The 21,831-nt window shown below is 68.5% G+C and carries 15 protein-coding genes and 1 tRNA gene; 9 read left to right on the top strand and 7 right to left on the bottom strand.

From position 1 onward, the window contains the following. Position 1 precedes the first annotated feature (1 nt). The gene (locus tag ON20_RS06285) at positions 2 to 316 is read left to right on the top strand and encodes a hypothetical protein (protein WP_040833988.1); all 315 of its coding nucleotides are present in this window, start codon (positions 2 to 4) and stop codon (positions 314 to 316) included. Positions 317 to 325: 9 nt separating this feature from the next. Here ON20_RS06285 and ON20_RS06280 read toward each other — a convergent pair whose 3' ends face one another. Next, positions 326 to 808: a MarR family winged helix-turn-helix transcriptional regulator gene (locus tag ON20_RS06280; protein WP_040833987.1), complete on the bottom strand. Its 483-nt coding sequence runs from the start codon at positions 806 to 808 to the stop codon at positions 326 to 328. 56 nt (positions 809 to 864) lie between these two features. Between ON20_RS06280 and ON20_RS06275 the strand changes: the two genes are divergently transcribed. Beyond that, complete coding sequence (locus tag ON20_RS06275) at positions 865 to 1,836, top strand: pirin family protein (protein WP_040834009.1); 972 nt, start codon at positions 865 to 867, stop codon at positions 1,834 to 1,836. A gap of 6 nt (positions 1,837 to 1,842) precedes the next feature. Here the strand turns inward: ON20_RS06275 and ON20_RS06270 are convergent, their stop codons facing one another. Further along, complete coding sequence (locus tag ON20_RS06270; RefSeq protein WP_040834008.1) at positions 1,843 to 3,933, bottom strand: acyltransferase family protein; 2,091 nt, start codon at positions 3,931 to 3,933, stop codon at positions 1,843 to 1,845. Positions 3,934 to 4,265: 332 nt separating this feature from the next. Here ON20_RS06270 and ON20_RS06265 point away from each other — a divergent pair, with 332 nt between their 5' ends. Continuing rightward, complete coding sequence (locus ON20_RS06265; RefSeq protein WP_040833986.1) at positions 4,266 to 4,568, top strand: excalibur calcium-binding domain-containing protein; 303 nt, start codon at positions 4,266 to 4,268, stop codon at positions 4,566 to 4,568. Between the two features lie 80 nt (positions 4,569 to 4,648). Here ON20_RS06265 and ON20_RS06260 read toward each other — a convergent pair whose 3' ends face one another. Beyond that, positions 4,649 to 4,870 (bottom strand): DUF3618 domain-containing protein, encoded by a 222-nt coding sequence (locus ON20_RS06260; protein WP_040833985.1) that lies wholly within the window; start codon positions 4,868 to 4,870, stop codon positions 4,649 to 4,651. A 250-nt stretch (positions 4,871 to 5,120) separates the two neighbouring features. Here ON20_RS06260 and bcp point away from each other — a divergent pair, with 250 nt between their 5' ends. Further along, positions 5,121 to 5,594, top strand: coding sequence for a thioredoxin-dependent thiol peroxidase (gene bcp, locus ON20_RS06255; RefSeq protein ID WP_040833984.1), 474 nt, complete (start codon positions 5,121 to 5,123; stop codon positions 5,592 to 5,594). Between the two features lie 471 nt (positions 5,595 to 6,065). Here bcp and ON20_RS06250 read toward each other — a convergent pair whose 3' ends face one another. Continuing rightward, positions 6,066 to 7,496, bottom strand: a complete 1,431-nt coding sequence (locus ON20_RS06250; protein ID WP_040833983.1) for a hypothetical protein — start codon at positions 7,494 to 7,496, stop codon at positions 6,066 to 6,068. Positions 7,497 to 7,721: 225 nt separating this feature from the next. Between ON20_RS06250 and ON20_RS06245 the strand changes: the two genes are divergently transcribed. Further along, positions 7,722 to 8,420, top strand: a complete 699-nt coding sequence (locus ON20_RS06245) for a TetR/AcrR family transcriptional regulator (RefSeq protein WP_174361860.1) — start codon at positions 7,722 to 7,724, stop codon at positions 8,418 to 8,420. A gap of 18 nt (positions 8,421 to 8,438) precedes the next feature. Here ON20_RS06245 and acpS read toward each other — a convergent pair whose 3' ends face one another. Both acpS and ON20_RS06235 read right to left on the bottom strand, forming a co-directional pair. Further along, positions 8,439 to 8,879: a holo-ACP synthase AcpS gene (gene acpS, locus ON20_RS06240; protein ID WP_040833981.1), complete on the bottom strand. Its 441-nt coding sequence runs from the start codon at positions 8,877 to 8,879 to the stop codon at positions 8,439 to 8,441. Positions 8,880 to 8,891: 12 nt separating this feature from the next. Continuing rightward, entirely contained in the window at positions 8,892 to 18,251 is a 9,360-nt protein-coding gene (locus ON20_RS06235; protein ID WP_051161777.1) for a type I polyketide synthase, read from the bottom strand. 386 nt (positions 18,252 to 18,637) lie between these two features. Here ON20_RS06235 and ON20_RS06230 point away from each other — a divergent pair. From ON20_RS06230 to ON20_RS06215, 4 genes are all read left to right on the top strand, one after another. Further along, a tRNA-Leu gene (locus tag ON20_RS06230) sits at positions 18,638 to 18,719 on the top strand. 174 nt (positions 18,720 to 18,893) lie between these two features. Further along, entirely contained in the window at positions 18,894 to 19,316 is a 423-nt protein-coding gene (locus ON20_RS06225) for a hypothetical protein (RefSeq protein WP_083864698.1), read from the top strand. A gap of 3 nt (positions 19,317 to 19,319) precedes the next feature. Further along, the gene (locus ON20_RS06220; RefSeq protein ID WP_051161775.1) at positions 19,320 to 20,393 is read left to right on the top strand and encodes a tyrosine-type recombinase/integrase; all 1,074 of its coding nucleotides are present in this window, start codon (positions 19,320 to 19,322) and stop codon (positions 20,391 to 20,393) included. A 185-nt stretch (positions 20,394 to 20,578) separates the two neighbouring features. Then, the gene (locus tag ON20_RS06215) at positions 20,579 to 20,935 is read left to right on the top strand and encodes a hypothetical protein (protein ID WP_040833980.1); all 357 of its coding nucleotides are present in this window, start codon (positions 20,579 to 20,581) and stop codon (positions 20,933 to 20,935) included. A 394-nt stretch (positions 20,936 to 21,329) separates the two neighbouring features. On the opposite strand, the gene ON20_RS06210 is transcribed toward ON20_RS06215, so the two are convergent. Then, positions 21,330 to 21,824, bottom strand: a complete 495-nt coding sequence (locus tag ON20_RS06210) for a transposase (protein WP_218002455.1) — start codon at positions 21,822 to 21,824, stop codon at positions 21,330 to 21,332. Positions 21,825 to 21,831 lie beyond the last annotated feature (7 nt).

Below are 21,831 nucleotides of genomic sequence, written 5' to 3'. Positions count from 1 at the left end.
CATGGCCGATTACGCTCATTCCGCGGCCGCGGAAGCCGGGCGCGCCGCAAAGGCGCGGCGCGTTGCCGGTTACCTCTGGGACCGCGATATTTCCGGTGCCGAACTTCTCGCATTGCCGAACGCGGTTCGCCGGAAACTGGCCCGGGTGGCGGGAGTCAATCCGCCGAGCACCGAGGAGACCTGGCAGCAGGTCGCACGACTGCTCGACGAGAAGACCGTCTGGGCGGCGCGCCACCCGAACCATCCGGCGGCCCGACGCACGGCCGTCGACGAGAAGCTGCTGTGGGTGAAACCACCCGTCAAACCATGGTCATAAACCCGGGGATCATGAGCCTTCGACGCGCGGAACCCACAGCTCGTCCGGATCGGCAGGGTCAACGACGATCTTGGCCGACAACGACCGCAGAGCTCGCGCCTCGGCGTCGGAAACTCGGTCGATGAACAATTCGCGAACCAGGGCCACATGGTGAGGGGCCGCGCGCTCGAGCAGCGCGCGGCCCTCCTCCGTCAGCCACACCTGGACACCCCGGGCGTCCCCGGCCACCGGTCGCCGGTCCACCAGACCGCGGGCCGCCATACGGGCCAGATGTTTGGACAGCCGACTCTTCTCCCAACACACCTCGGCGGCCAGGTCCTTGGCCCGCAGGCAGCCCTCCGGTGCCGCCGCGAGCGGGACGAGCACCTCGTAGTCGGCCGGCGACAGCCCGTCCCGGGCCAGACCCGCCGCTATCGCGGCGTCCATCCGTTGGCGCATCCGGATATACGCCTGCCAGGTTATTTGCTCCTCAGCGCTCAACCATCGGACCACGGAATTATCCTAGCCGGGATTTGGTTGACATGGACACCAACACCCAGGAGGTGCCCATGCCCGCCATCACCGTCGACGACATCCTGGTCCTGCCCCGGCTGCCGCGCCCCGAACAGCACACCCAGCGCCCGGTCGAACGCCTGGTCACCGCGCAAACGTGGCTCGAAGGCGCCGGTTTCCGGGTCGATCGCCCGTTCCCCGGCCCGGAACTGCGCAGCGCCGATCCGTTCCTGCTGCTCGACCAGATGGGCCCGGTGGTCTACGAACCGCACGAAGCCAAAGGGGCGCCCTGGCATCCGCACCGCGGCTTCGAAACCGTCACCTACATGATCGACGGGACGCTCGTCCACCACGACTCCAACGGTGGCGGCGGAGTCATCGGCGAGGGAGACACCCAGTGGATGACCGCGGGCTCCGGCATCCTGCACGACGAACTGCCCACCGAACAGCTCCTGGCCTCCGGCGGACTGTTCCACGGCATCCAACTGTGGGTAAACCTACCCCGTACCCTCAAATTCGCCGCACCGCGGTATCAGGACCTACGCGGCAGTGAACTGACCCTGGTGACCTCACACGACGGCGGCGCCCTGGTGCGCATCATCGCCGGCGCGATCGGCGGATTCACCGGCCCCGGTTCGACCTATACCCCGATCTCCTACGCACACGCCTCGATCAGCCCCGGCGCCCGACTGGAAACGCCCTGGCCGAAGGACTTCACCGCCCTGGCCTATGTACTCTCGGGCACCGGCGCGGTCGGGATCGAACGCCGCCCGGTACGCGACGGCACGCTGACGGTATTCGGGCCGGGCGGGGCACTCGGCGTAACCGCCGACGCGCACCAGCACACCCGCACCGGCGACCTCGAGGTCCTGTTGTTGGGCGGCCGGCCGATCCGCGAGCCGGTGGTGCAGTACGGCCCATTCGTGATGAACAGCCGCGCCGAGATCATCCAGGCGGTCGAGGACTACCAGGCGGGCCGCATGGGCGCCATCCCGGCAGAACATGTGAACGGCACCCCGCTCGACTGACCCCGGTCACCACAGACCGGTGGCAGCGCCGATCTGCCGCTCCAACTCCGGGGCGATGGTGCGGGAGTAGGTGGCGCTGAGGTGGTGCTCGTCGTGGTAGACGAGCACATTGCCCTCGACCACCCGACACACCACCGGCCCGCACACCGCGTCGGTGAGATCGATCGGATGCACGTTGGGGAACGCGGCCGCCGCCGCGAGTGCGGGATTGACCGGCGAGAGCGCGTCGCTGCGGCGGATTCCGCAACTCTCGGCGTTACCGCCCGCGGCCAGGCAGTCGGCGGCCTTGTAGCGGCGTCCGCTGTCCGTACGCAGCCACGGAGTATCGCGGATGGCGATGACCTGAAGGTCGAGCTCGGTCAGTGCGTCCCACACCTCGGTGTACTCGTCCGGCGTCTCGTCACCGCCGATCGGCCAGATAGGCCGGGTCGCGGTGGTGAAGACCCAGTCCGGGCGTTCGCGTCCGAGTTGGTCCATCACCGCCCGCGACCAGTCGCGGCAGTCGGGGATATCGAGCCCACGGTACTGCGCGTCCTCGCGGAGGGTGAGGGAGCAGCCCATCTTCAAATAGACGACGATCTTGATGGAATGGGCCTTGGCCAGCGCGTCCATGGCCGGCAGCCAATGCTCGGCGTGGGAATTGCCCACCATGGCGATGGTCCGGCTACCGGCCGGATCACCGTAGATACAGCTGACGACCTGGCTGTTGTACCAGTCGGAGATACAGCCGTCCCGGGTCGGCGGCGGCAGATCCGACGACGCCTCCAGTACCGAGGGCCGTATTGCCGCGGCGGGTACCGCGGCCCCCGCCAACAGCGCCTCCGCACCCGGATACAGATTGGGTTCGAGCGCCCCCACCGGCTCCGCCGGTGCGGTGATCATCATCGCTTGCCACACCGCCGACGAACCGAGCACCAGTGCCCCGACAAGGGTCACCGCGAGCGCCGACACCCGCCGCAGCCACGGCGCCCCCACGGTGACCCCATTCGACCGCAACCGCAGCGGTTCCTCCACGAGCCGGTTCGTCAACACCGCCAACATCAGCGACGTACCGACAACCACCAGGCCGCCCCACAGCCCGGCCTCGGCCTGGTCGAAACCGACCAGGTAGAAGATGAGCAACGGCCAGTGCCACAGGTAGAGGGAGTAGGCGATGGACCCGAGTTCGACCATCGGCCGGGTCGCCAGAGCTCGGGTCACCAGGGGCCGGCGCCCCGAGGCGGTCGGCAGCCCGGCCAGGATGAGCGCCACCGCCGCTCCCACCGGGAACAGCGCGGCCGGACCCGGGAACTGTCGCGCACCGTCGAACAGGATGCCGCAGGTCAGCACCGCAGCCAGCCCGCCGATCGCGAGCAACGCCCGAACCACGCGCGCGAACCGGTTCTCGGGCACCTGCAGCATGCTCACCACTACCGCGAGCAGCGCGCCGACCAAGAGTTCCCAGGCCCGCGCGGCGCTGTCGTAATAGGTCCATTCCTGGTGTGAAACCGACCACAGTGTGGCATAGACGAACGACGCGATTCCCAGCAGTAACGCGACCACCCCGACCACGGGCCGGATCGCCGGTATGCCACCCTTCCGACGGCACACCCACGCCGTGATCGCCAGCAGCGCCGTGATGAGCAGATAGAACTGGCCCTGCACCGCCATCGACCAGAGATGCTGCATCGGGCTCACCGTGGGATCGGCGGCCAGATAATCCTGAGCGGCACCCGCCAGATACCAGTTCTGATAGTACAGCGCCGAGGCCACGACCTGGCCGGACAGATCCGCCCACTGGGTGTAGGGCCGCTGCAGCACGACCAGCGCCGCGATCGCGGCCAACACGACCATCAGCGCGGGCAGCAGACGGCGGGCGGTGCGTCGCCCGGTGCGCCACAGCTCGACCCCGCCGTCGCGTTCGGCCTGACGCAGCAGCATGCCGGTGAAGAAGAACCCCGACAGCACGAGGAAGATGTCGACACCGCCGGAGACCTTGCCGAACCACACGTGGAACGCGACCACCAGCGCGATCGCGAGCCCGCGCAAACCGTCCAGATCGAGCCGGTAGTCGGCCCGCTTCGCGGCCGAAGAGGCCTGCGTCACCACCGGCGTCATGGGGTCATCCGCCGGCTGAGTCGTGGTTGTGTTCTCGATCCGCAACACTCGTTACTGCTCCCGAACTATCCGAATCGTGCGCCGGCCCCGGGCGCAGTGCTGACGAGCAATGGGACACGAGCGACGGGCACAGCAAGAATGCCTATCACAACCGACCGGGCCACCGGAATTCGCCATGGTGTCGCCACCTCGCCTTATACCCAAATTCGCGGTCGTTATTCTGTGACCTTCCCGTGCCGTCCAGTTGACAATCGGACAGCAGGTCACAACAGTGGACACTGCGTTCTTCTGTCGAACGCCCGATCCATCCCAGTAGACACACAGAGGACTTCATGAACGTACGCCGGCTCACTGTCAGCGCCGCCGCCGCGGCGGGCCTGACCTTCCTGGCCGCCCCTGCCGCACTGGCCGTCCCGGCCCCCACCGGTTCCGCCGGCACGGGCTCGTCGGGTGTCGACAGCCTGTTGGGAGCCACCGGCTCGTCCCAGCTGTCGCAGACCGGCTCCGCGGGTGGCGCCTTCCAGAACTGCGACGAGGTCCGCGCGGCAGGCCGGGCCCCCATCTTCCGCGGCGAGCCCGGTTTCGGTCCGCACCTGGATCCGGACGGCGACGGCTTCGCGTGCCCGACCGTCTGACCACGTAATACCGAGAAGTACGACGAACGCCCGGTAGCAATCCGCCGCTACCGGGCGTTCGTCGTCTGCGGACCCTCGGGTCAGCGGAAGATCTTGTACAGCACCAGTCCGACCACCAACGCCCCCGCACCGATCAGGGTGTACTTCACCTTCGGCTCGTTCACCTTGGCCAGCGCCAGCTGTTTGGTGCCCTCGGCGAGCCGCTGTGGATCGGCACGCACCGCGATCTCGTCCAGAGTGCCGGCCAATCGCTCCCGCGCGGCCTCGATCTCGCGCTCGATCCGCTCGGTATCCCTTGCCACGTTCAGGCCTCCTGTATCCGCCCGCGCCCGGCGGGCCGTTCTGCTACACCCGCACCGCGGGTCGTTCTGCTCTACCGCACCTGCCGGTCCAGGGCTCGCGGACGAGTGTATCCGCGCTCACGCGGTGTCCTTTCGCGGCCTGAGCGGGCGCCCTACATGGTCACACTCCGCTACCGCCTCCGGGCACTGACCGCTCAGGCCGTGCGCCGGTCTCACCTCACCGTGTTCGGCGGTCGGTTACGGTGCGAAGATGACCGACAACCATCGACTCTCTCCCGGAGACCGGGCACCCGATTTCACCCTCCCCGACGCCGACGGCAACCCCCTGTCATTGGCCGACTATCGCGGCCGCAAGGTCGTGGTGTATTTCTATCCGGCCGCGAGTACACCCGGTTGCACCAAGCAGGCCTGCGATTTCCGGGACAATCTCGCCGAATTGAACGGGGCCGGTATCGATGTCGTCGGCATCTCCCCCGACAAACCGGCGAAACTGGCGAAATTCCGCGACGCCGAAGGGCTGAACTTCCCGCTGCTGTCCGATCCGGACCGCACGGTTCTCGCCGAGTGGGGCGCCTTCGGCGAAAAGACCATGTACGGCAAGAAGGTGACCGGCGTCATCCGCTCTACCTTCCTGGTGGACGCCGACGGGGTGGTCGAGGTGGCCCAGTACAACGTACGCGCCACCGGACACGTCGCCAAGCTGCGCCGCGATCTGGCAGTGTAATCAATTGCCGGCCTCGGCCGCCCATCCTGGGAGGAGTCGATCAGCTGCTCGTACCCGGCGAGCAGCAGGTCGGGTCCGAAGCCGAAGAACAAATCGTCCCGAGAGCTTTCCCGCCGCTCGAAGGCTTCCGCGCGCATGACGGTGGCCGGCACCGGGAAACGCTCCGCGTCCAGTACGTGCTCCAGAATCGCCCAGTCCCCCGCAGAACTGCCGTCGGCGGAGTCGATTTCGCTGATCGCCCGGGCCCGACCGACGACGCCGGTGGTCGAAACCCTGCGCGGACTGCTGAGAAACACCCCCATCGGCGACAGCGCCGTTCGGGCGGTGCTGTGGTGGGACGGGATCGCCCTGGTCGGCTACCTCGCGGCCGGAATGCTGTTCCGACGCCGCACCGCGAACCGATATCGCTCCGGAGGTCGGGCGGCTCCGAACACCACCGCGAGCCGCCCGATCCTCGGCGTTCCGTGTCCGTCAGTGCGCGGTGGTCGCTACGGAGACGGTGGACGGATTCACTCCCTGATACGCCGTCCCCTGATCGGGCATCACCCGATCCGGCACCGCTCGGTCCGAGGGCGGTTGATCCGGTTCCGGCAGCGCGAACTGAGTGGCCCACTGCACCAACAATCGCAGATGCCGGCCCCACCAGGCGTACGACTCCGGGGTGAAGGCGGGCGGTGGTAGTTCCTCCCCCGGAAAGAGCAGTCCGGTCGGCGATTCGGCCCGGCGCATGGGAGCCGGAATCGTATGCGGCACCGAGCGGGCATCCGGAACCATCGAGCCGGGTTCCGTCCCCGGGACGGCGGTACGAACCTCCGGACCGGCAGCACCGGTGGACAGATCCGATTCCGTCCCGTAATCGCGAGTCGGAGCCGCGTACCACGGGCGGGTGTACCCGGAACCCTCCGAGTGCTCCACGGATCCGGTATCAGAGGGGATGTTCAGGCCGCCGGTCTCCGGCACACTGCTCGCCGCCTCGGGTCGGAACGTCCTCGACTGCGGTGTGTCCGCAGAGCCCCGATCCGCGGCCTGCTCCCCCACCGGGACCGTGGACATGGCATCGGCGGTCACCGAGGTGGGCTGCGAGTGACCGTTCACCAGTAGATACGCCCCACCGCCGGTCATGCCGCTCGCCAGCACCCCGGCGGCCGCGACTATCATCACCGGCCCTCGACGCTGTTGTTCGGAGCGCAGCGGAACCACCACATCCACCAGATCGGTCATCGCACACAACGCCGCCCCGGCGGCCGGCGCGGACCGGGCCATCCCGCACGGGATAACGGGGGCGCCGAATCCTCCGACCGCGCCCATGACCGCGGGATGGTCGGCCGCCGAACCGATCAGCACCACCGCGTCCGGACGCACCTGCGCCGCCTCGATCTGGTCCCGGGTCGCCCCCACTGCGGCGCTCATCGCCGCCATGGTCGGCGCCGCCGCCGACTGCCCGGTCGCCGCCAATACCCGACTGCGCGCCGCGTCGACCAGTGTGAACGCCTGGTAGCCGGGCACGACCTCGCCGATGAGCAGATGGTCGAACTCCGCCAGCCAGGTCATGGCAGCCGCGGCGCTCAAGTGCGCGGATTTCGTCGACACCAGCGAGGCACTGCGCCACGGACCGGTGGCCAGCCCGGTGACGATGGCCCGGCGTTCCGCGGGGTCGCGGTAGGTGATGGCGGCCCCCGCGATCTCCTCGGCCGGCCCTAGTTCGCGGGCCACCTCGTCCATCACCCGTGCCACCACGGCGGCCACCTCGGCCCGACCGGTACCGGCGACCTCGAGGACCCGGTGCACCAGTATCCGATCGGGCAACGGGACATCGCTGTCGTCCAAGGCCACGGCGTGAACGGCACCACGCTCGGTGGACACCCCCACGGTGACGAGCGACTTCTCCGACCGAGCTATCACAGACCCTGCCTCCCTGTGCCGATACCGGCCCGCGATCGGGCCGAAACCCTGGGCTTCCCGCCTGCTGTCCGCCCCTGTCCGGACGCGAAAGATACGTCCTTGATATGTGTTCGTGACCAGGCGAGGCCGAGATGGGTCGGGAGCGATGACAGTTTCACACCGGTGGGCCACGGCCGTGTGTCGTATCGGTCGTCCTACCGCTAGCCTGGGCATGTGGATGTACGCATGGAGGCCAGGGTGAAACGACGCCTGGACCCTGCGTTGGAGATGCAGGACGATCCCCAAGAGCTCATGCCGCGGCGGCGTCCGACGCAGGAACGTAGTAAGCGCAAATTCGACGCCCTGTTGCAGGCATCCAGAGAACTGCTGGTCGAGGTGGGTTTCGAGTCCTTCACCTGTGAGGAGGTCGCCGCGCGGGCCGAGGTGCCGATCGGCACCCTCTACCAGTTCTTCGCCAACAAGTACGTCATCGTCTGCGAGCTGAACCGGCAGGATCTGGTGGCGGTCTCGCAGGAATTGGCCGATTTCCACGGCGAGGTGCCATCGCTGGACTGGCTGCGGCATATGAACCAGTTCGTCGACCACTTGGCCAAACTCTGGGTGACCGACCCGTCCCGGCGCGAGGTGTGGCTGGCCATGCAGTCCACCCCGTCGACCCGGGCCACCGGCGCGATCCACGAGAAGGAGTTCGCCGAGGTCGTCTCGCAGATGCTGCGGCCGCTCACGCCACGCACCCCGCGGAAACGCCGCACCATGATGGCCGAGGTACTGGTGCACGTGGTGTATTCGATGCTCAACTTCTCCGTGCAGGACGAACAGAGCCACGCCGACGCGGTGGCCGAACTGAAACGGCTGATGGTCGCGTACCTGCTGGTGGCGGAGAAGGAATCCCGAACGGCCGGCGGGGACGAGAACGAGAGCTGAGCCCGCCGGCGGCTCGGTTCAGGCGCCTTCCGGTGTCCGTCCCTCGATGAGATCGGCCAGTTCGCCCGGATCCTCCAAGACGACCATAGCGGCCGCGGTATCGCCGTCGTGGGTCAGCGACAGATGCACCCGGACCCGGGGCAGGAACTCCGCGGCCAGGCCGTGCAGTTTGATGCTCGGCCTGCCCCACGCGTCGTTGACCACTTCGATCAGCGGATACGGATTGTCCCCGATCTGCGGGCGGCGGGCGAACCGAGACGATGCCCAGGCCTTGAGCACCGCCTCCTTCGCCGCCCACCGCGCCGCGTAGCTGCGGGCCGGGTCCGTGCCCTTGCTCTGGCAGTAGCGCCGCTCACCAGCGGTGAAACTCTCCCTGAGCATGGTGGTTCCGGCGCGTTGCAGCTGTTCGGCGAACTCGGAGATGGTCACCAAGTCCAAGCCGATACCGAGGATCGTCATGGACACAACAGCCTACGGTGTCACCGACGAGTCGGCATCCGAACCGGTATGGGTCACACCGGTTCCGCCGCTCTGGCCGTTCACCCGATAGGCACCGTCCGCGCCGAGGCGCGCCTCGGCGGACAGCAGCACATCGGCCTCCAACTGTCGGATCTGCGCTGCCGGGGTGCCGTCGGCTCCGAGTCGCCGGTCGGCCGGACGCTCGTAGAGCGCGCGCCCGCCGCACATCGCCTCGACGAACCGCTGCCGGCCCTCGATCCGCCTCCGCTCCGCGCGACGCTGGTACTCCTCCCGCCGGTCCGGGTCGATCGCCTGGACGAACGCCTCCGGGTGCACGATGGCCAGCAGACCGGACACGTGCCCGAAGCCGAGCGAGGTGACCAATCCGGCCTTGAGTGGGAATCGGTCCCCGAACCGCAGCGGATGCCGCGGCCACACCAGGTGCGGATAGTCGAGCATCTTCTCGTCGACACAGTCCAGGCTGCGGTTCGGCGGAATCACACCCTGTTCCAGCACCTGGCACAGGCCGATCAGCTGGAACGCGGCCGCACCGCCCTTGGCGTGCCCGGTGAGGCTCTTCTGCGAAACCACGAACAGCGGGGCGCCCGCGCTGCGGCCGATGGCCTCGGCCAGGCGCTCGTGCAGCTCGGATTCATTGGGATCGTTGGCCGCGGTGGAGGTGTCGTGCTTGGACACCACCGCGATATCGTCCGGCCCGATACCGAGTTTGCGCAGTTCGGCGGCAAACCGGGACTCCCGGCCGCCCCGCCCGGCACCGAGCGCGCCGAGCCCGGGCGCCGGGATGGAGGTGTGCACGCCGTCGGCGAAGGACTGGGCATAGGCCACCACACCGAGCACCGGCAGACCGAGCTCGAGCGCGATATCACCACGGGCCAGCAGCACGGTGCCGCCGCCCTGCGATTCCACGAACCCGCCGCGCCGGCGATCATTGGCCCGGGAGAAATAGCGGTCGCCGATGCCCTTGGCGCTCATGGCCGCCGAGTCCGCGGTGGCGGACATGTCACCGAAGCCGACGATGCCCTCGATGCCCAGATCGTCGAAACCGCCGGCCACGACCACCTCGGCCTTGCCGAGCCGGATCTTGTCCACGCCCTCCTCGACAGACACCGCGGCGGTGGCGCAGGCCGCCACCGGGTGCACCATGGCGCCGTAGCTGCCGACATAGGACTGCACCACGTGCGCGAGCGCGACGTTGGGTAGGGCCTCCTGGAGGATGTCGTTGGGCCGCGGTTCGCCGAGCAGGTTGTCGATGTAGAGCGAGCGCATCGACGACATACCGCCCATACCCGTGCCCTGGGTGTTGGCCACCAGGCTCGGGTGCACCCAGTTCATCAACTCGGCCGGGCTGAGCCCGGCACCCACGAAGGCATCGACCGTGCAGGCGATGTTCCACAGCGCCACCCGGTCCACCGAGTTCGCCATATCCGCGGAGATGCCCCATACGGTCGGATCCCAGCCGGTGGGAATCTGTCCGCCGACGAACCGCGACAGCTTGGCCCGGCGCGGAACCCGGATCTCGGTGCCCGCCCGGCGGGTGACCGTCCAGTCGCCGGAGTCGGCGACCGGGGTGATGACCGTGTGCTCCGGATCGGCGGCGTGGAAGGCGCGGGCCTCGGCCTCGCCGCCGACCGTGAACGACAGATCCTGGTCGAGGAATACCGAGGTCATGAGCGGTGCGGTGTTGTCCACCATGGCGCCGTCATCACCGTAGCGGCGGATGCCGCAGCGCTCCACCACGGCGTCGTGGTATTTCTCGGCCAACTCGGATTCGTCGACGTATTCACCGGTTTCGACGTCGTACCAGCCCGGCTTGGGATCGTTCTCCCAGCGCACCATGTCGGTGGTCCAGGCCAGTTCCAGCACGCCCGCGGCGGAGAGCTCGTCGGAGACCTCCATTTCGAAGCGGGTGCGGGCCGACCCGTACGGGCCCAGCTCGCCGGCGCCGACGATCACGACCATATCGGCGGGATCGGCGGTGACCTCGCCCCATTCGGGGACAGGCAGCGCGGAGGTGAGCGTCGGCGGAGTGGGCAGCGCCGCAATGGTGCGCGCCGTCTCCGGCTCGGGCTCGGCGGCGCCCTCGGCCTGCCGCTGAGCCTGTTTGGCCAGCGCGGCCAGGTCCAGCTCGGCGCCGGCCAGGCCACCGGTCAGGTCGATCTGCTGCGGTTCCTCCGCGGTGACCGAGCGTGCCCGCTCGGTGCACCACTCGAGCAGCTCGTCGGCGATCTCGCCGGTGGACCAGGTGCGCACGCCGGCCTGCTCCACGGCCTCGACCATGGGGTCGTTACCGCCCATGAGGCCGGTGCCGCGCACCCAGCCGATCAGCGCGTGCACCAGGGTGACCCGCGTCGACCAGGACTTCTCGGCCCGCCACTTGGCGACCACCGCATCCAGCGCCGCCTTGGACTCGCCGTAGGCACCGTCGCCGCCGAACATGCCGCGGTTGGGTGAACCGGGCAGCACCACATGCAATGTGGCGTCCACATCGTGGTCGGCACCCAGCTTCGACAGACCGCCGATCAGCCGCTCCACCGACCACAACAACACCCGCATCTCCATTTCGGCGCGGGCGCCCGCGTCGACGAGATCGCCGGCCACCCGCGGCGCCGCGAACGGCAGCAGCAGGGTGGGGGTCATGGCGTCCTTGGTCTTGATCTTGGCGCCGCCCGCGTTGTCGACCTGTTCGGTGCCCACCCATTCGACGAGGGCGTCGACATCGGCGTAGGAGGCCATATTGGCGGGCAGTACCCACAGCGCCGCGCCCGGGCGGGCGTTGTCGCGGTAGAGCTGCTTGTAGAAGCCGAGTTTGGCGTCGTCGAGCCGGGACGTGGTCGCGATGACGGTGGCGCCGCCGGCGAGCAGCCGCGCGATGGCCGCCGCGGCGATGGAACCCTTGCCGGCGCCGGTGACCACGGCGATATCGGTCGACCACTCACCCGGTTCGGCGGTGTCGCGAGCCGCTTCGGCAATGCGCTCGTAGTGTCCGGCGAGCACCGAACGCGCCTCGCACATCGCCCGTTGCCGCCACCAGTCGGCCTGGGCGGCCACGGCCTCGCCGGCACCGAGGAAACCGGTGACCGGCAGCGCGGCACTCACCGCGTCGTCGGCGGTCCACATCCGGGCCAGGTCCTCGCGGGCGGTGGCCCAGCGGTCGTCGATCAGCACCGCCTTGCGGGCGTCGAACGCGGGCGCCACCAGCCGCGGCCAGTCCGAACCCAGTTCGGCCGAGACCAGGTCGACCAGGGAGTCCGCGGTGGCCTCCGGCGCGGAGACCCGGTCATTGAGACCGAGCTGTTCCAGCACCAGCCGGGCCGCCGACGCCAGCACGCCGTCGCGGCCGGTGATCTTCTCGGCGAACTCGCCCAGCGCGGCCGCGTCCACGGTCGCGCCGCCGCCACCGCCCGCGCTGGGCAGCGATACCGCGATCCCGCGCCGCGCCGCCACCGCCTGAACAGCGGCGTCGATCGCGGCGTCCACCGCGGCGGCGTCGTTCGGCGGGCCGGATACCAGTCCGCCCAGATCCCCGCCGCGCACGCTGGCGCCCTCCCGGGTGCCGAGGGAAACCTCGGCGGTGACATGGCTGGCCCAGCCGTCACCCAGCTCCCAGACCTTCTTCACCCGCTCGGCGACGGCGGCGGGCCGCTTGCCGGAGGGGCCGAACACCTTGCGCAGATGGTCGTTGATCGCGTCGCTCAGCACGGAACCGAACGGCTTGTAGGTGCGGGCCAAGCGTTCCACGGTGGCCGACAGGGCACCCATATCGGCGTCGGCCGCGCCGTCGATGGCACCCAACGACAGCTCGGACCCGAGGTCGACCAGCAACTGGTTGCGCCGGGAGCTCACACCGTCGCACAGGCCCTCGATGGTGTCCACCGAGCCGATCTGGTCGATCCGCAGTTTGGTCCACAGCGCGATGAGCACGCGGGTGGCGTCGGCGGCGGTGAACGCGATGTCGTCCGGACGGGGTCCGCCCGAGGCGACCGGCGCCGGGGCGACCGGCGCGGCCGCGGGTTCGGCCGCCGCGGCCGGGGCATCGGTGGCCTCTTCGACCGGTTCCTCCGCCGGGGCGGGATCGGTGTCGGTCGAGAACACGATGCCGGCCTCGCGCTCGATATTGAGCACCTCCACCGTGGTGGTGCCGTAATCGGGCAGCTTCAGCGTCTGGCTCGCCAGGTTCGCCACGGTGGGGGTCGCGCCGAGACCGATCTCGACAAACCGCTCCACGCCCAGTCCGCCGCTCGCGGTATCGGTGAACAGCAGATCCTGGGTTTCGATCCAGCGCACCGGGCTGGCGAACTGCCAGGCCAGCAGTTCGATCAGTACCACCCGGCACAGTTCGGTGGGCCGCTGCGACCAGCTGTCGAAATCGGCCAGCACCTGCGCGAGGGGCTCCGACGGCACCAGATCGGCGATCTCGGCGACGAAATCGCGTTCCAGCGAGAACGGCTTGGGCACCAGGTTCGGGATGTAGCGTCCGACCAGCACCTCCGGCCGCAGATCCTGCGGCAGCAGCTGTTCCAGCTTGCTCCGGAACTCCGGAACACCCTTGCGCAGCACCGTCGAATGGAACGGCACGTCGATGCCGGGCACCAGGATGAACGCCCGCTTGCCGCCGAATTCCGCACGGCGCCGATCGATTTCGTCCTCCAGCGCCTCCAGGCCCACGACCGTACCGGCGATGGCGTACTGCGAACCGCGCAGGTTCAGGTTGACGACCTCGAGGAATTCGCCGACCCGCTCGCCCACACCGGCGACGAAGTCGACCACCTCGTCGTCGGGCAGCCCGATCTGCGACGGACGGATGGCCGCCATGCGGTAGTCGCTGCGGCCCTTCTCGTCCCGCGGCACCAGCTGGTGCATGGCCGAACCGCGCTGGAACACCACTTCGAGCACCGCCTCCAGCGGCAGCACCCCGGCGACGGCGGCGAGGGCGTTGTACTCACCGACCGAATGTCCGGCCAGCAGCGCGCCCTCCGCGAACGCGCCGGCCTCCCGCAGTTCGGCGATCTGCGCGACACCGAGGGTCGCCATGGCGACCTGGGTGAACTGGGTCAGGTGCAGCACGCCATCCGGGTGCCGATGTTCCACCCCGCGCGCCTTGAGATAGGTCGGGTTGTCGCGCACCACGGCCAGGATGGAGAAGCCCAGGGCTTCCCGGGTGTGCTTGTCGGCGCGGTCCCATACCTCTTTGGCGGCCTTCGAGCGGGTCCGCGCGTCCAGGCCCATGCCCTTGCGCTGGATACCTTGCCCGGGGAAGGCGTAGACGGTCTTCGGGGTGGCGGTGCGGCCGGTGGCGGTCATCACCAGGTCACCGTCGGTCCGGCAGGACACCTCGACGATTTCGCTGCCCGCGTCGACCGCGATCCGCTCCACCCGGACATCGATCTCCGCGCCGGGGCGGACCATGCCCAGGAACCGGGTCGTCCAGGCGGTCAGGGTGCACGGCGGCACCGAACTGCTCGTATCCACCGCCGACACCGTGTGCTGCGCGGCGGCCGACAGCCACATACCGTGCACGATCGGGCTGCCCAGGCCCGCCAGCTTGGCAGCGGAATCGCTGGTGTGAATGGGGTTGTGGTCGCCGGACACGGTGGCGAAGGCGGCCATGGTGCGCGGCGCGACGATAGTGGTATCGCGGCGTCGCCGACGCGGTGTCTCGGTGACGTTGTCGCCGACGGTTCCGGCCGCGCGCGGCGGATCGACGAGTTCCCCGGCACCGGTACGACCGCGGATGGCGAACCGCTCGGTCAGCCGGGCCAACGGCACCACATCCAGGCCCTGGTCGCGCATCTCGCCGACCGTCACCTGCACCTCGACCACCCGGCCGAGATCGGTGTCGAGCACCGAGGCGGCCTCGGCCCGCACAACGAGAATGCTGGTGGTCTCCGGCAGTTCGCGCAGCAGTTCGATCTGGTGGTCCAGGTGGACCAGGTCGAGCATGCCCTCGATCACACTGGCGCCGGTATCGGTGCGGGCCGCGCCGAGCACCGCGAACACGGTGGGCCAGCACGCGCCGACCAGCACGTCGGGTGCCGTCCGGCCCAGTGTGCTCAACTCCGCCGGCAGCCCCGAACCGGTGACCCCGGCATGGTCGGCGATGAGGTCCGGCGTCCAGGCCAGGTTGATATGGGCGACCGTGCCCTTCACCTCCGGCAGTGTCTGCCCGGCCGCGACGGCCAGCAGCGCCGACATCGCGGTATCGGCATCGGCCTCGGTGACCAGGGGCGCGCCGCCGTTGTACGTCGATACCGGCACGGTGATCCGGATTCGCACCTCCCGGCCCGCGAACAGCGGCACGACGAGTTCGACGTAGCCGTGTTCGGCCTCCGGACCGGTGGTCTCGGTGAGGGTGGCGCCGGTCGGCGGGTGCGCCGCCCCCTTCTCGTCGACGGCCCACTCGTGCAGATCGCCCAGCCGGTGCACCGGGTTGAGGGTGGCGCGACCGGACCAGGTGATATCCGGCGCGGCCAGCACCACGTCGATCGGGCCGCCGGTCACACCGGCCACCCGGCGCGCGTCCACGACGGCCGGCACCGCGCCGGCCCGCATCATCGAGTAGGCGGCGTCCTGTTCGAAGCGGTCCAGCAGCTCGCCGACCGGTTCGTTCACCTTGGTGATCCCGGCGACCGATACGGTGCCCGGAATGACACACACCTGATCGGCGGAGTAGCGCGGATCGTGGGCCTGCCACAGCGAATCCGAACGCCACCAGCGCCGCACATCGGCGTCGATCACGGGGACGAAGTTCACCGGCTTGCCCGGGGTCTTGCACAGCGAGACGAAGAACGGCACATCGGCCGGATGCAGCAGCGTGGTGGCCGCGGTCGGATAGCGCTCGAGCAGAGCGGCGACGGCGGTGGCCGGGTTCTCCAGGTCGTCGTCGGCGAACAGGGTCTCGATCTGCCCGCGGTCGACAGGCGACAGCCGGGACTCGGCGCGGTGCAGCATCTCGGCGAACCGGTCGCGCCAGGTGATGTCCAGCCACACCGAACGGGTCGCCTCGGTGATCGCGTCGCCGAGATCGCTGCCGCAGTCGAAGTCCTGGCGGCGGTCCGTCCCGACGGCCAGTTCGATATAGCGCTCGAGCCATTCGGTGTAGGTCATGGTGGCCACATCGCCGAAGTACGGTTTGGCGGTGGCGTTCAGCGCGGTAACGATCTCGTCGCGCCGCGCGGCGACCGCGTCGGCGTCGCCGGCGACCTCGTCGAGCAGCCGGCCGGTGCGCGAGGCGGCGTTGTCGATCTCGTGGATGTCGGCGCCCAATTGGCTGCGCCCGGAGGCCATCCCGCCGCGGGCGGTGCCGGCACCCACCCAGTCGGGGGTGCCCGGCGTGTCCACCAGCAGCTGCTTCACCTCGGGCGCGGTGGTGGCCTCGAGGGTCGCCATGGCGGCGGTGCCGACCAGCACGCCGTCCAGCGGCATCGCGGGGTAGCCGTGCGCGGTCGACCAGGTGCCGGTCAGGTATTCGGTCGTCCGCTCGGGGGTGCCGATCCCGCCGCCGACGCAGACCACCACATTGTCGCGGCCGCGCAGTTCGGCGTAGGTGGCCAACAGCAGGTCGTCCAGGTCCTCCCAGGAGTGGTGCCCGCCGGCCTTACCGCCCTCGACGTGCATGATCACCGGGTAGTGCGGGATCGCGTCGGCGATCCGCAGCACTGCCCGGATCTGGGCGACCGTGCCCGGTTTGAACGCGACGTGGGTGATGCCCACCTCGGTCAGTTCCTCGACCAGCGCGACGGCTTCCTCGAGCTCCGGGATACCGGCGGTGACCACCACACCGTCGAACGGAGCGCCCGCCGCGCGGGCCCGCTGCACCAGACGCTTTCCGCCGAGCTGCAGCTTCCACAGGTAGGGATCCAGGAACAGCGAGTTGAACTGCACCTGTCGACCCGGGTGCAGCAGCTTCTTCAGCTCTTCCACCCGGTCGGCGAAGATCTGCTCGGTCACCTGGCCGCCACCGGCCAGCTCCGCCCAGTGCCCCGCGTTCGCCGCCGCCGCGACGATCTTCGCGTCCACGGTGGTGGGCGTCATACCCGCCAGCAGGATGGGAGACCGTCCGGTGAGCCGGGTGAACGCGGTCTCCACCACGATCCGTCCGTTGGGCAGCCGCACCGGCCGCGGCGCGTAGGCCGACCACGACCGGCTCGGTTCCGGGGCCGCGCCCGGGGTCAGCAGGCTGCGCTGGCCCTCGCGGGTCGCCGCCGCGACGATGCCGACCCCGCTGCCCTTCAGCGTGCCGCTGCTGACCCGGGTCAGCAGGTCGCCGGGGCCAAGATCGAGAATCCACTGTGCGCCCGCCTCGACGACCTCGTCCACGGTCGCCACCCAGTCGATGGGGTCGACCAGGATCTGCTGGGTCAACGTCCTGGCGAGCTCGGCGTCCAGACCGCACTGGTCCGCCCAGCCGGACACCAGATCAACGGTCTCGGCCAGCGCCGGGTGGTGGAATGCCACGTCGACGATGAGGTCCTCGAAGACCGGCGAGAACACCGAACCGCCGCGCATCTTGGCCTCACGTTCGCGGTTCTGCTCGGTGTGGATCTGTTCGCAGCGCTGCCGCACCCGCCGCAGCTGCGCGGGGGCGCCGGAGAGCACGGCACGCCGTCGACCGTTGCGGATGGACAGCACCGCCGCCGTGGCCGGGTCGACCCCTTCGGCCACCTCGGCGAGCACCGCGCGCAGTTCCTCGGGGTCGACATTCGACACGGCCACCATCGGCGACTGGTCGCCCACCGGCATGAGCCCGCGTCGCCGCGCCACCAGCCCGGCCGCGGCGCCGATCAGCTGGGCGATCGCGAGCATTTCGGCGTCGTACTGGCCGCTCCGCGCCAGCGCCGCGACGGCCAACTGCCCTTGGGAGTGTCCGATAACCGCGACCGGCGGGAATTCGGTGGTCTCCAGCCCTTGCAGGCGCAACGCCCGCAGGGCGGCGAGCTGGGCCAGCAGTACGCCCGGCATGGAGACCGCCGCCGAGCGCAGCACCTGCTCCGACGGCAGGGCCGAACTCCGCGAGGCGTCCTCGTCGGCGAGCTCGTCCTCGAGCATCCAGCCCATGGGGTCGAAGCCCATCGGGCGCACCATCAGCAACTGCCGAGCGACCGGTTCCAGCAGCGCGGCCGCCTCGTTCACCAGCGCGGTGAGTTCGGGCTCCAGCGCCGCGTCCCGGCCGATCTCTTCCAGTTCGCCGAGCCACCGGGCACCCTGGCCGCCGAACGCCAGCGCATACGGTGTCCCGCCGCGCAGTCGGTCCAGCAGTGGTGAGCGAACCCCTTCGGCAACGGTCCTACCAGCGGTGCCTGCCACGTTCACGCGGTACCCGGCCTTGGCCGCGGTGTTCTCGTTGATCGTCAAGACGCTTCGACTTCCTACTAGTGGCGACATGTCCTCGGAGACATCCCCGGCTCCTCCGGCGCGCGGGCGTTGCATACCCGATCGGCCTCTCCTGGCAAGGATCACACAAAATCATGAGGGAATCCTCAGGTTTCTCCCGACACACCACCCCTACCGCCCAGTTTTTCCGCACGAACGTACCAGAATTTATAGAAATATGACTCTCCCTCATGTTTGAACCCGCAGGTCCGGACGCGCATCCACGGTGCGGAAACATGAGCCTTCCTCACATTGAGTGTTATGTGATCGTTATAATCCCAGGTGGTGTTACTGACGAGTACGCCACACCCACCCGCTGCTTCGCGAACAGCCCCCGGCCCGGTAAAGTTTGGACGGTCGTACCATCAGCGCGAGTGGCGAAATTGGCAGACGCGCCAGATTTAGGTTCTGGTGTCCACGGACGTGGGGGTTCAAATCCCCCCTCGCGCACAAAAACCCAGCAAATTTGCTGGGTTTGCGTGCCGTGTGTTCGAGCGCACTCGAACACACGAAGGGATCAGGCATTATGCGTACTGACCTGCGGAAACTTCTGGCAGATCCGCCAACGATACCCGCCACCGGTGCCTTGGGGCCGCGTTTCGGCGGCATCCGCCGGGAGGATCGATGATTCCGGCACTCATACCCCCGCAGGCACCGCTGGACCAACTGGTCCACGGCCCCGCACCCATTCCCCCGGCCCACCATGTAGCCGACGGCGATGTCGTCTACGGCGTCTGCACGGTGGGCGAAGCAGGCCGGATCCTGGACCGGCACGTCTTCACCACCCTCGGCTGGCACCCGGGCACACGCCTGGACATCGACCCCACCGACGATGCGCTGCTCGTCGGCCGACTCCCGAGCGGACCGATCCGCATCACCGCTGATGGCTTCTTCCGGGTCCCGTTCCGGCAGCGACGCCGCGTGCACCTATTCGTCGGCGACCGGGTGCTGCTGATAGGTCGCCGAAGCAGCGGACGCCTTCTCCTGTATCCGCCGGCGGCACTGAACAACCTGCTCGGCGCTCGTCTCGCACTCCTGGGCGGGTGACCCATGGCATCAACACACCAGCCCACAGCACCCGCGGCCGACACCCTCGCCGCGGCCCGGCTGCTGCTCACCCAGCTGGGTCTCGCCCCTGCGGACCTCCTCACACCCACCGTCTCGGTGCCCACCTTCGCCGAAATCGTCCCTGTCGTGCGCGCGACCCTCGGCCCCGGTACACGCCGCACCTACGGCACGCACCTCGACAGACTCGAACAGTGCTGGGGCGATCGCCGACTCGACCAGGTGAGCAAACCCGATCTCGACGAACTGGCCCACTCCATCCGCTCGACCGCCCGTATCAACCGCGCCTCCCGCGGCGGCGCCGGCGCGGTCGAACACTTCGTCTCCACCGTGCGCTGCGTCTACCGCTACGCCGAGCAGAAGGGTTGGATCCGTCCCGCCGACAACCCCGCACGCACTCTCGTGCGTCCCACCCGCCGCAAATCGCACCGCTACGCCATCCCCACGCACCAACTCGCCGACATCTGCCGGATCGCCGCCACCACAGGCAACGACCCCGAACTCGACTCGCTCATCCTGCGCCTGCACATTGAAACCGCTTGCCGCCGCAGCGGAGCCCTCGGGCTGCGTCCCCACGACCTCGACACCACCCAATGCCTGATCTACCTCCGCGAAAAAGACGGCACCGACCGCTGGCAACCGGTCTCCCCCACCCTGATGACCCACCTCACCGCCCACGCCCGCGACCGCCACAGCCCCCAATCGGAACAACTGCTGCGCTACCGCAACGGCAGACCGATCACCCACCGCCGCTACGACCACCTCTGGAACCGCATCGGCGAACACCTGCCCTGGGTCCTCACCCAGGGAGTCAGCACACACTGGCTTCGCCACACCACCCTCACCTGGGTCGAACGCACCTTCGGCTACGCGATCGCCAAGGAATACGCCGGACACTCCAGCAAGAAAGCAGGAACCACCGCCACCTACGTCAAAGCCAACCTCCACGAAGTCGCTGCCGCCCTGGCCATCCTGACCAACGAACCGCACCCCCTGATACACCAGGAAGGGAAAGTGCGTACAAAGTGGACGACCTCGAATCTCAGGAGCCTGCCGTGACCGGTCCCATCCCGCTCTTGACTCCGATGCAACGGACGAAAAATCCTGGTGTACAGGGATTTTCACGAACAAGCATTGAGCGTCTCGCCCGACGACCTATAGCGTCGGGCCTGGCATGGACGGAATACGGCCCGGCCGGTGCGCCAACACCAGACCGGGGCAGTTACGGAGAAAGGACCTCCGCAATGCAAAGTGTAATCATCTCGATCGGGACCGAGGTGGAAGTCGAAGCACCCTATAACCCACGCTTCCACGATGCGGCCGACGAACTCGGCGGGATGCTCGTACCGGACATAGACGTGTGGCGATTCCCTCGCGGCGACGAAGATCGGGTCCGACGACTGTGCGGTGAGATCTTCAGCAGCGACACCCGCCCGACTCCAGCATCCTCCCGTCAACTGCCCGACACCTCTGAAGTAACGGACGCAGTGGCGGCAAGCGTTCACCAACGGCGGGCGAACCTGCTCGATCGTCTCGAAGCCCTACTCGACGAGGTCGCCGAGATACATTCCGCCCTGCAAACCCTGAACAAGCACCCCTGACCCGCACGTCGACCGATGGCCGAACCAGAGTCGGTCATCGGTCGATTCACCCGCTTACAGATAACATCTGCGGACTTGAGAATTCACCCCTCCCGCACCTGCCGCCCTCGTTCGGGCCACGCGATGTCGTCTACACACCTGATCGCCAGTGGCCGCGACAACAGCAGTGGGCATTGGCGACCCGACGCCAACCAATATCGCGGAACTGATCGGCTTGCCCTTGGTCGCGCTAAGCCTGAACCCACTGGTCGGCGCACCTACGGTGCGCCGACCAGCCTGAAACCCGCGTCGGTGGATTCAGGCTAAGCAACCCAGATACCCGAAACCGGTACCTGGAAACAGCCGACCCAGACGAAATCCACGGCGCCCCTGCGACCGATTAGTGCTGCGTTCCTTAAAGGTGGTAGATAAACCGGCGGCGTAGGGTCCTGGGTTTCGGGGCTGGTCGGCCCCAGACCCATGGTCGTGCGCGGGCGTTGAGGGCGGCGGTGGCTTGGCGGGTGGCTTGGTCGATCTCTGTGTGGTCGGCGAAGGTATGACCTGCGAGGGCTTCTCGCCGAAAGATCCGCCACCACGGCTCTTGCAGGTTGAGCCAGCACGCCCCGACCGGGATGAACGCGTGTTTGATCCGAGGGTGATCCTCGAACCATTCGCGGGTGGATTTGCTGTTGTGACTGGAGAGGTTGTCGGTGATCACATAGATGTCACCGACGGGGTTGGCCTGTTCGATCAGCTCGAGGAAACTCTGATAGTTCACACTGTTGCGTGAGCCGGCGGTGAGCGTGACCGCTTGGCCGTCGCGGACGCGGATCGATCCGTAGACCCAGATCTTGTCCGGGCCTCGCGAATATTCCAGGGGGCCTTGATGCGGTGTCCGTCGATCGACCACCCCGGCG

This window comes from Nocardia brevicatena NBRC 12119 (assembly GCF_000308495.1).
Classification (GTDB): domain Bacteria; phylum Actinomycetota; class Actinomycetes; order Mycobacteriales; family Mycobacteriaceae; genus Nocardia; species Nocardia brevicatena.
The sequence above is the reverse complement of the archived record's forward strand: the minus strand, read 5'-3'. Positions and strand labels throughout refer to the sequence as shown.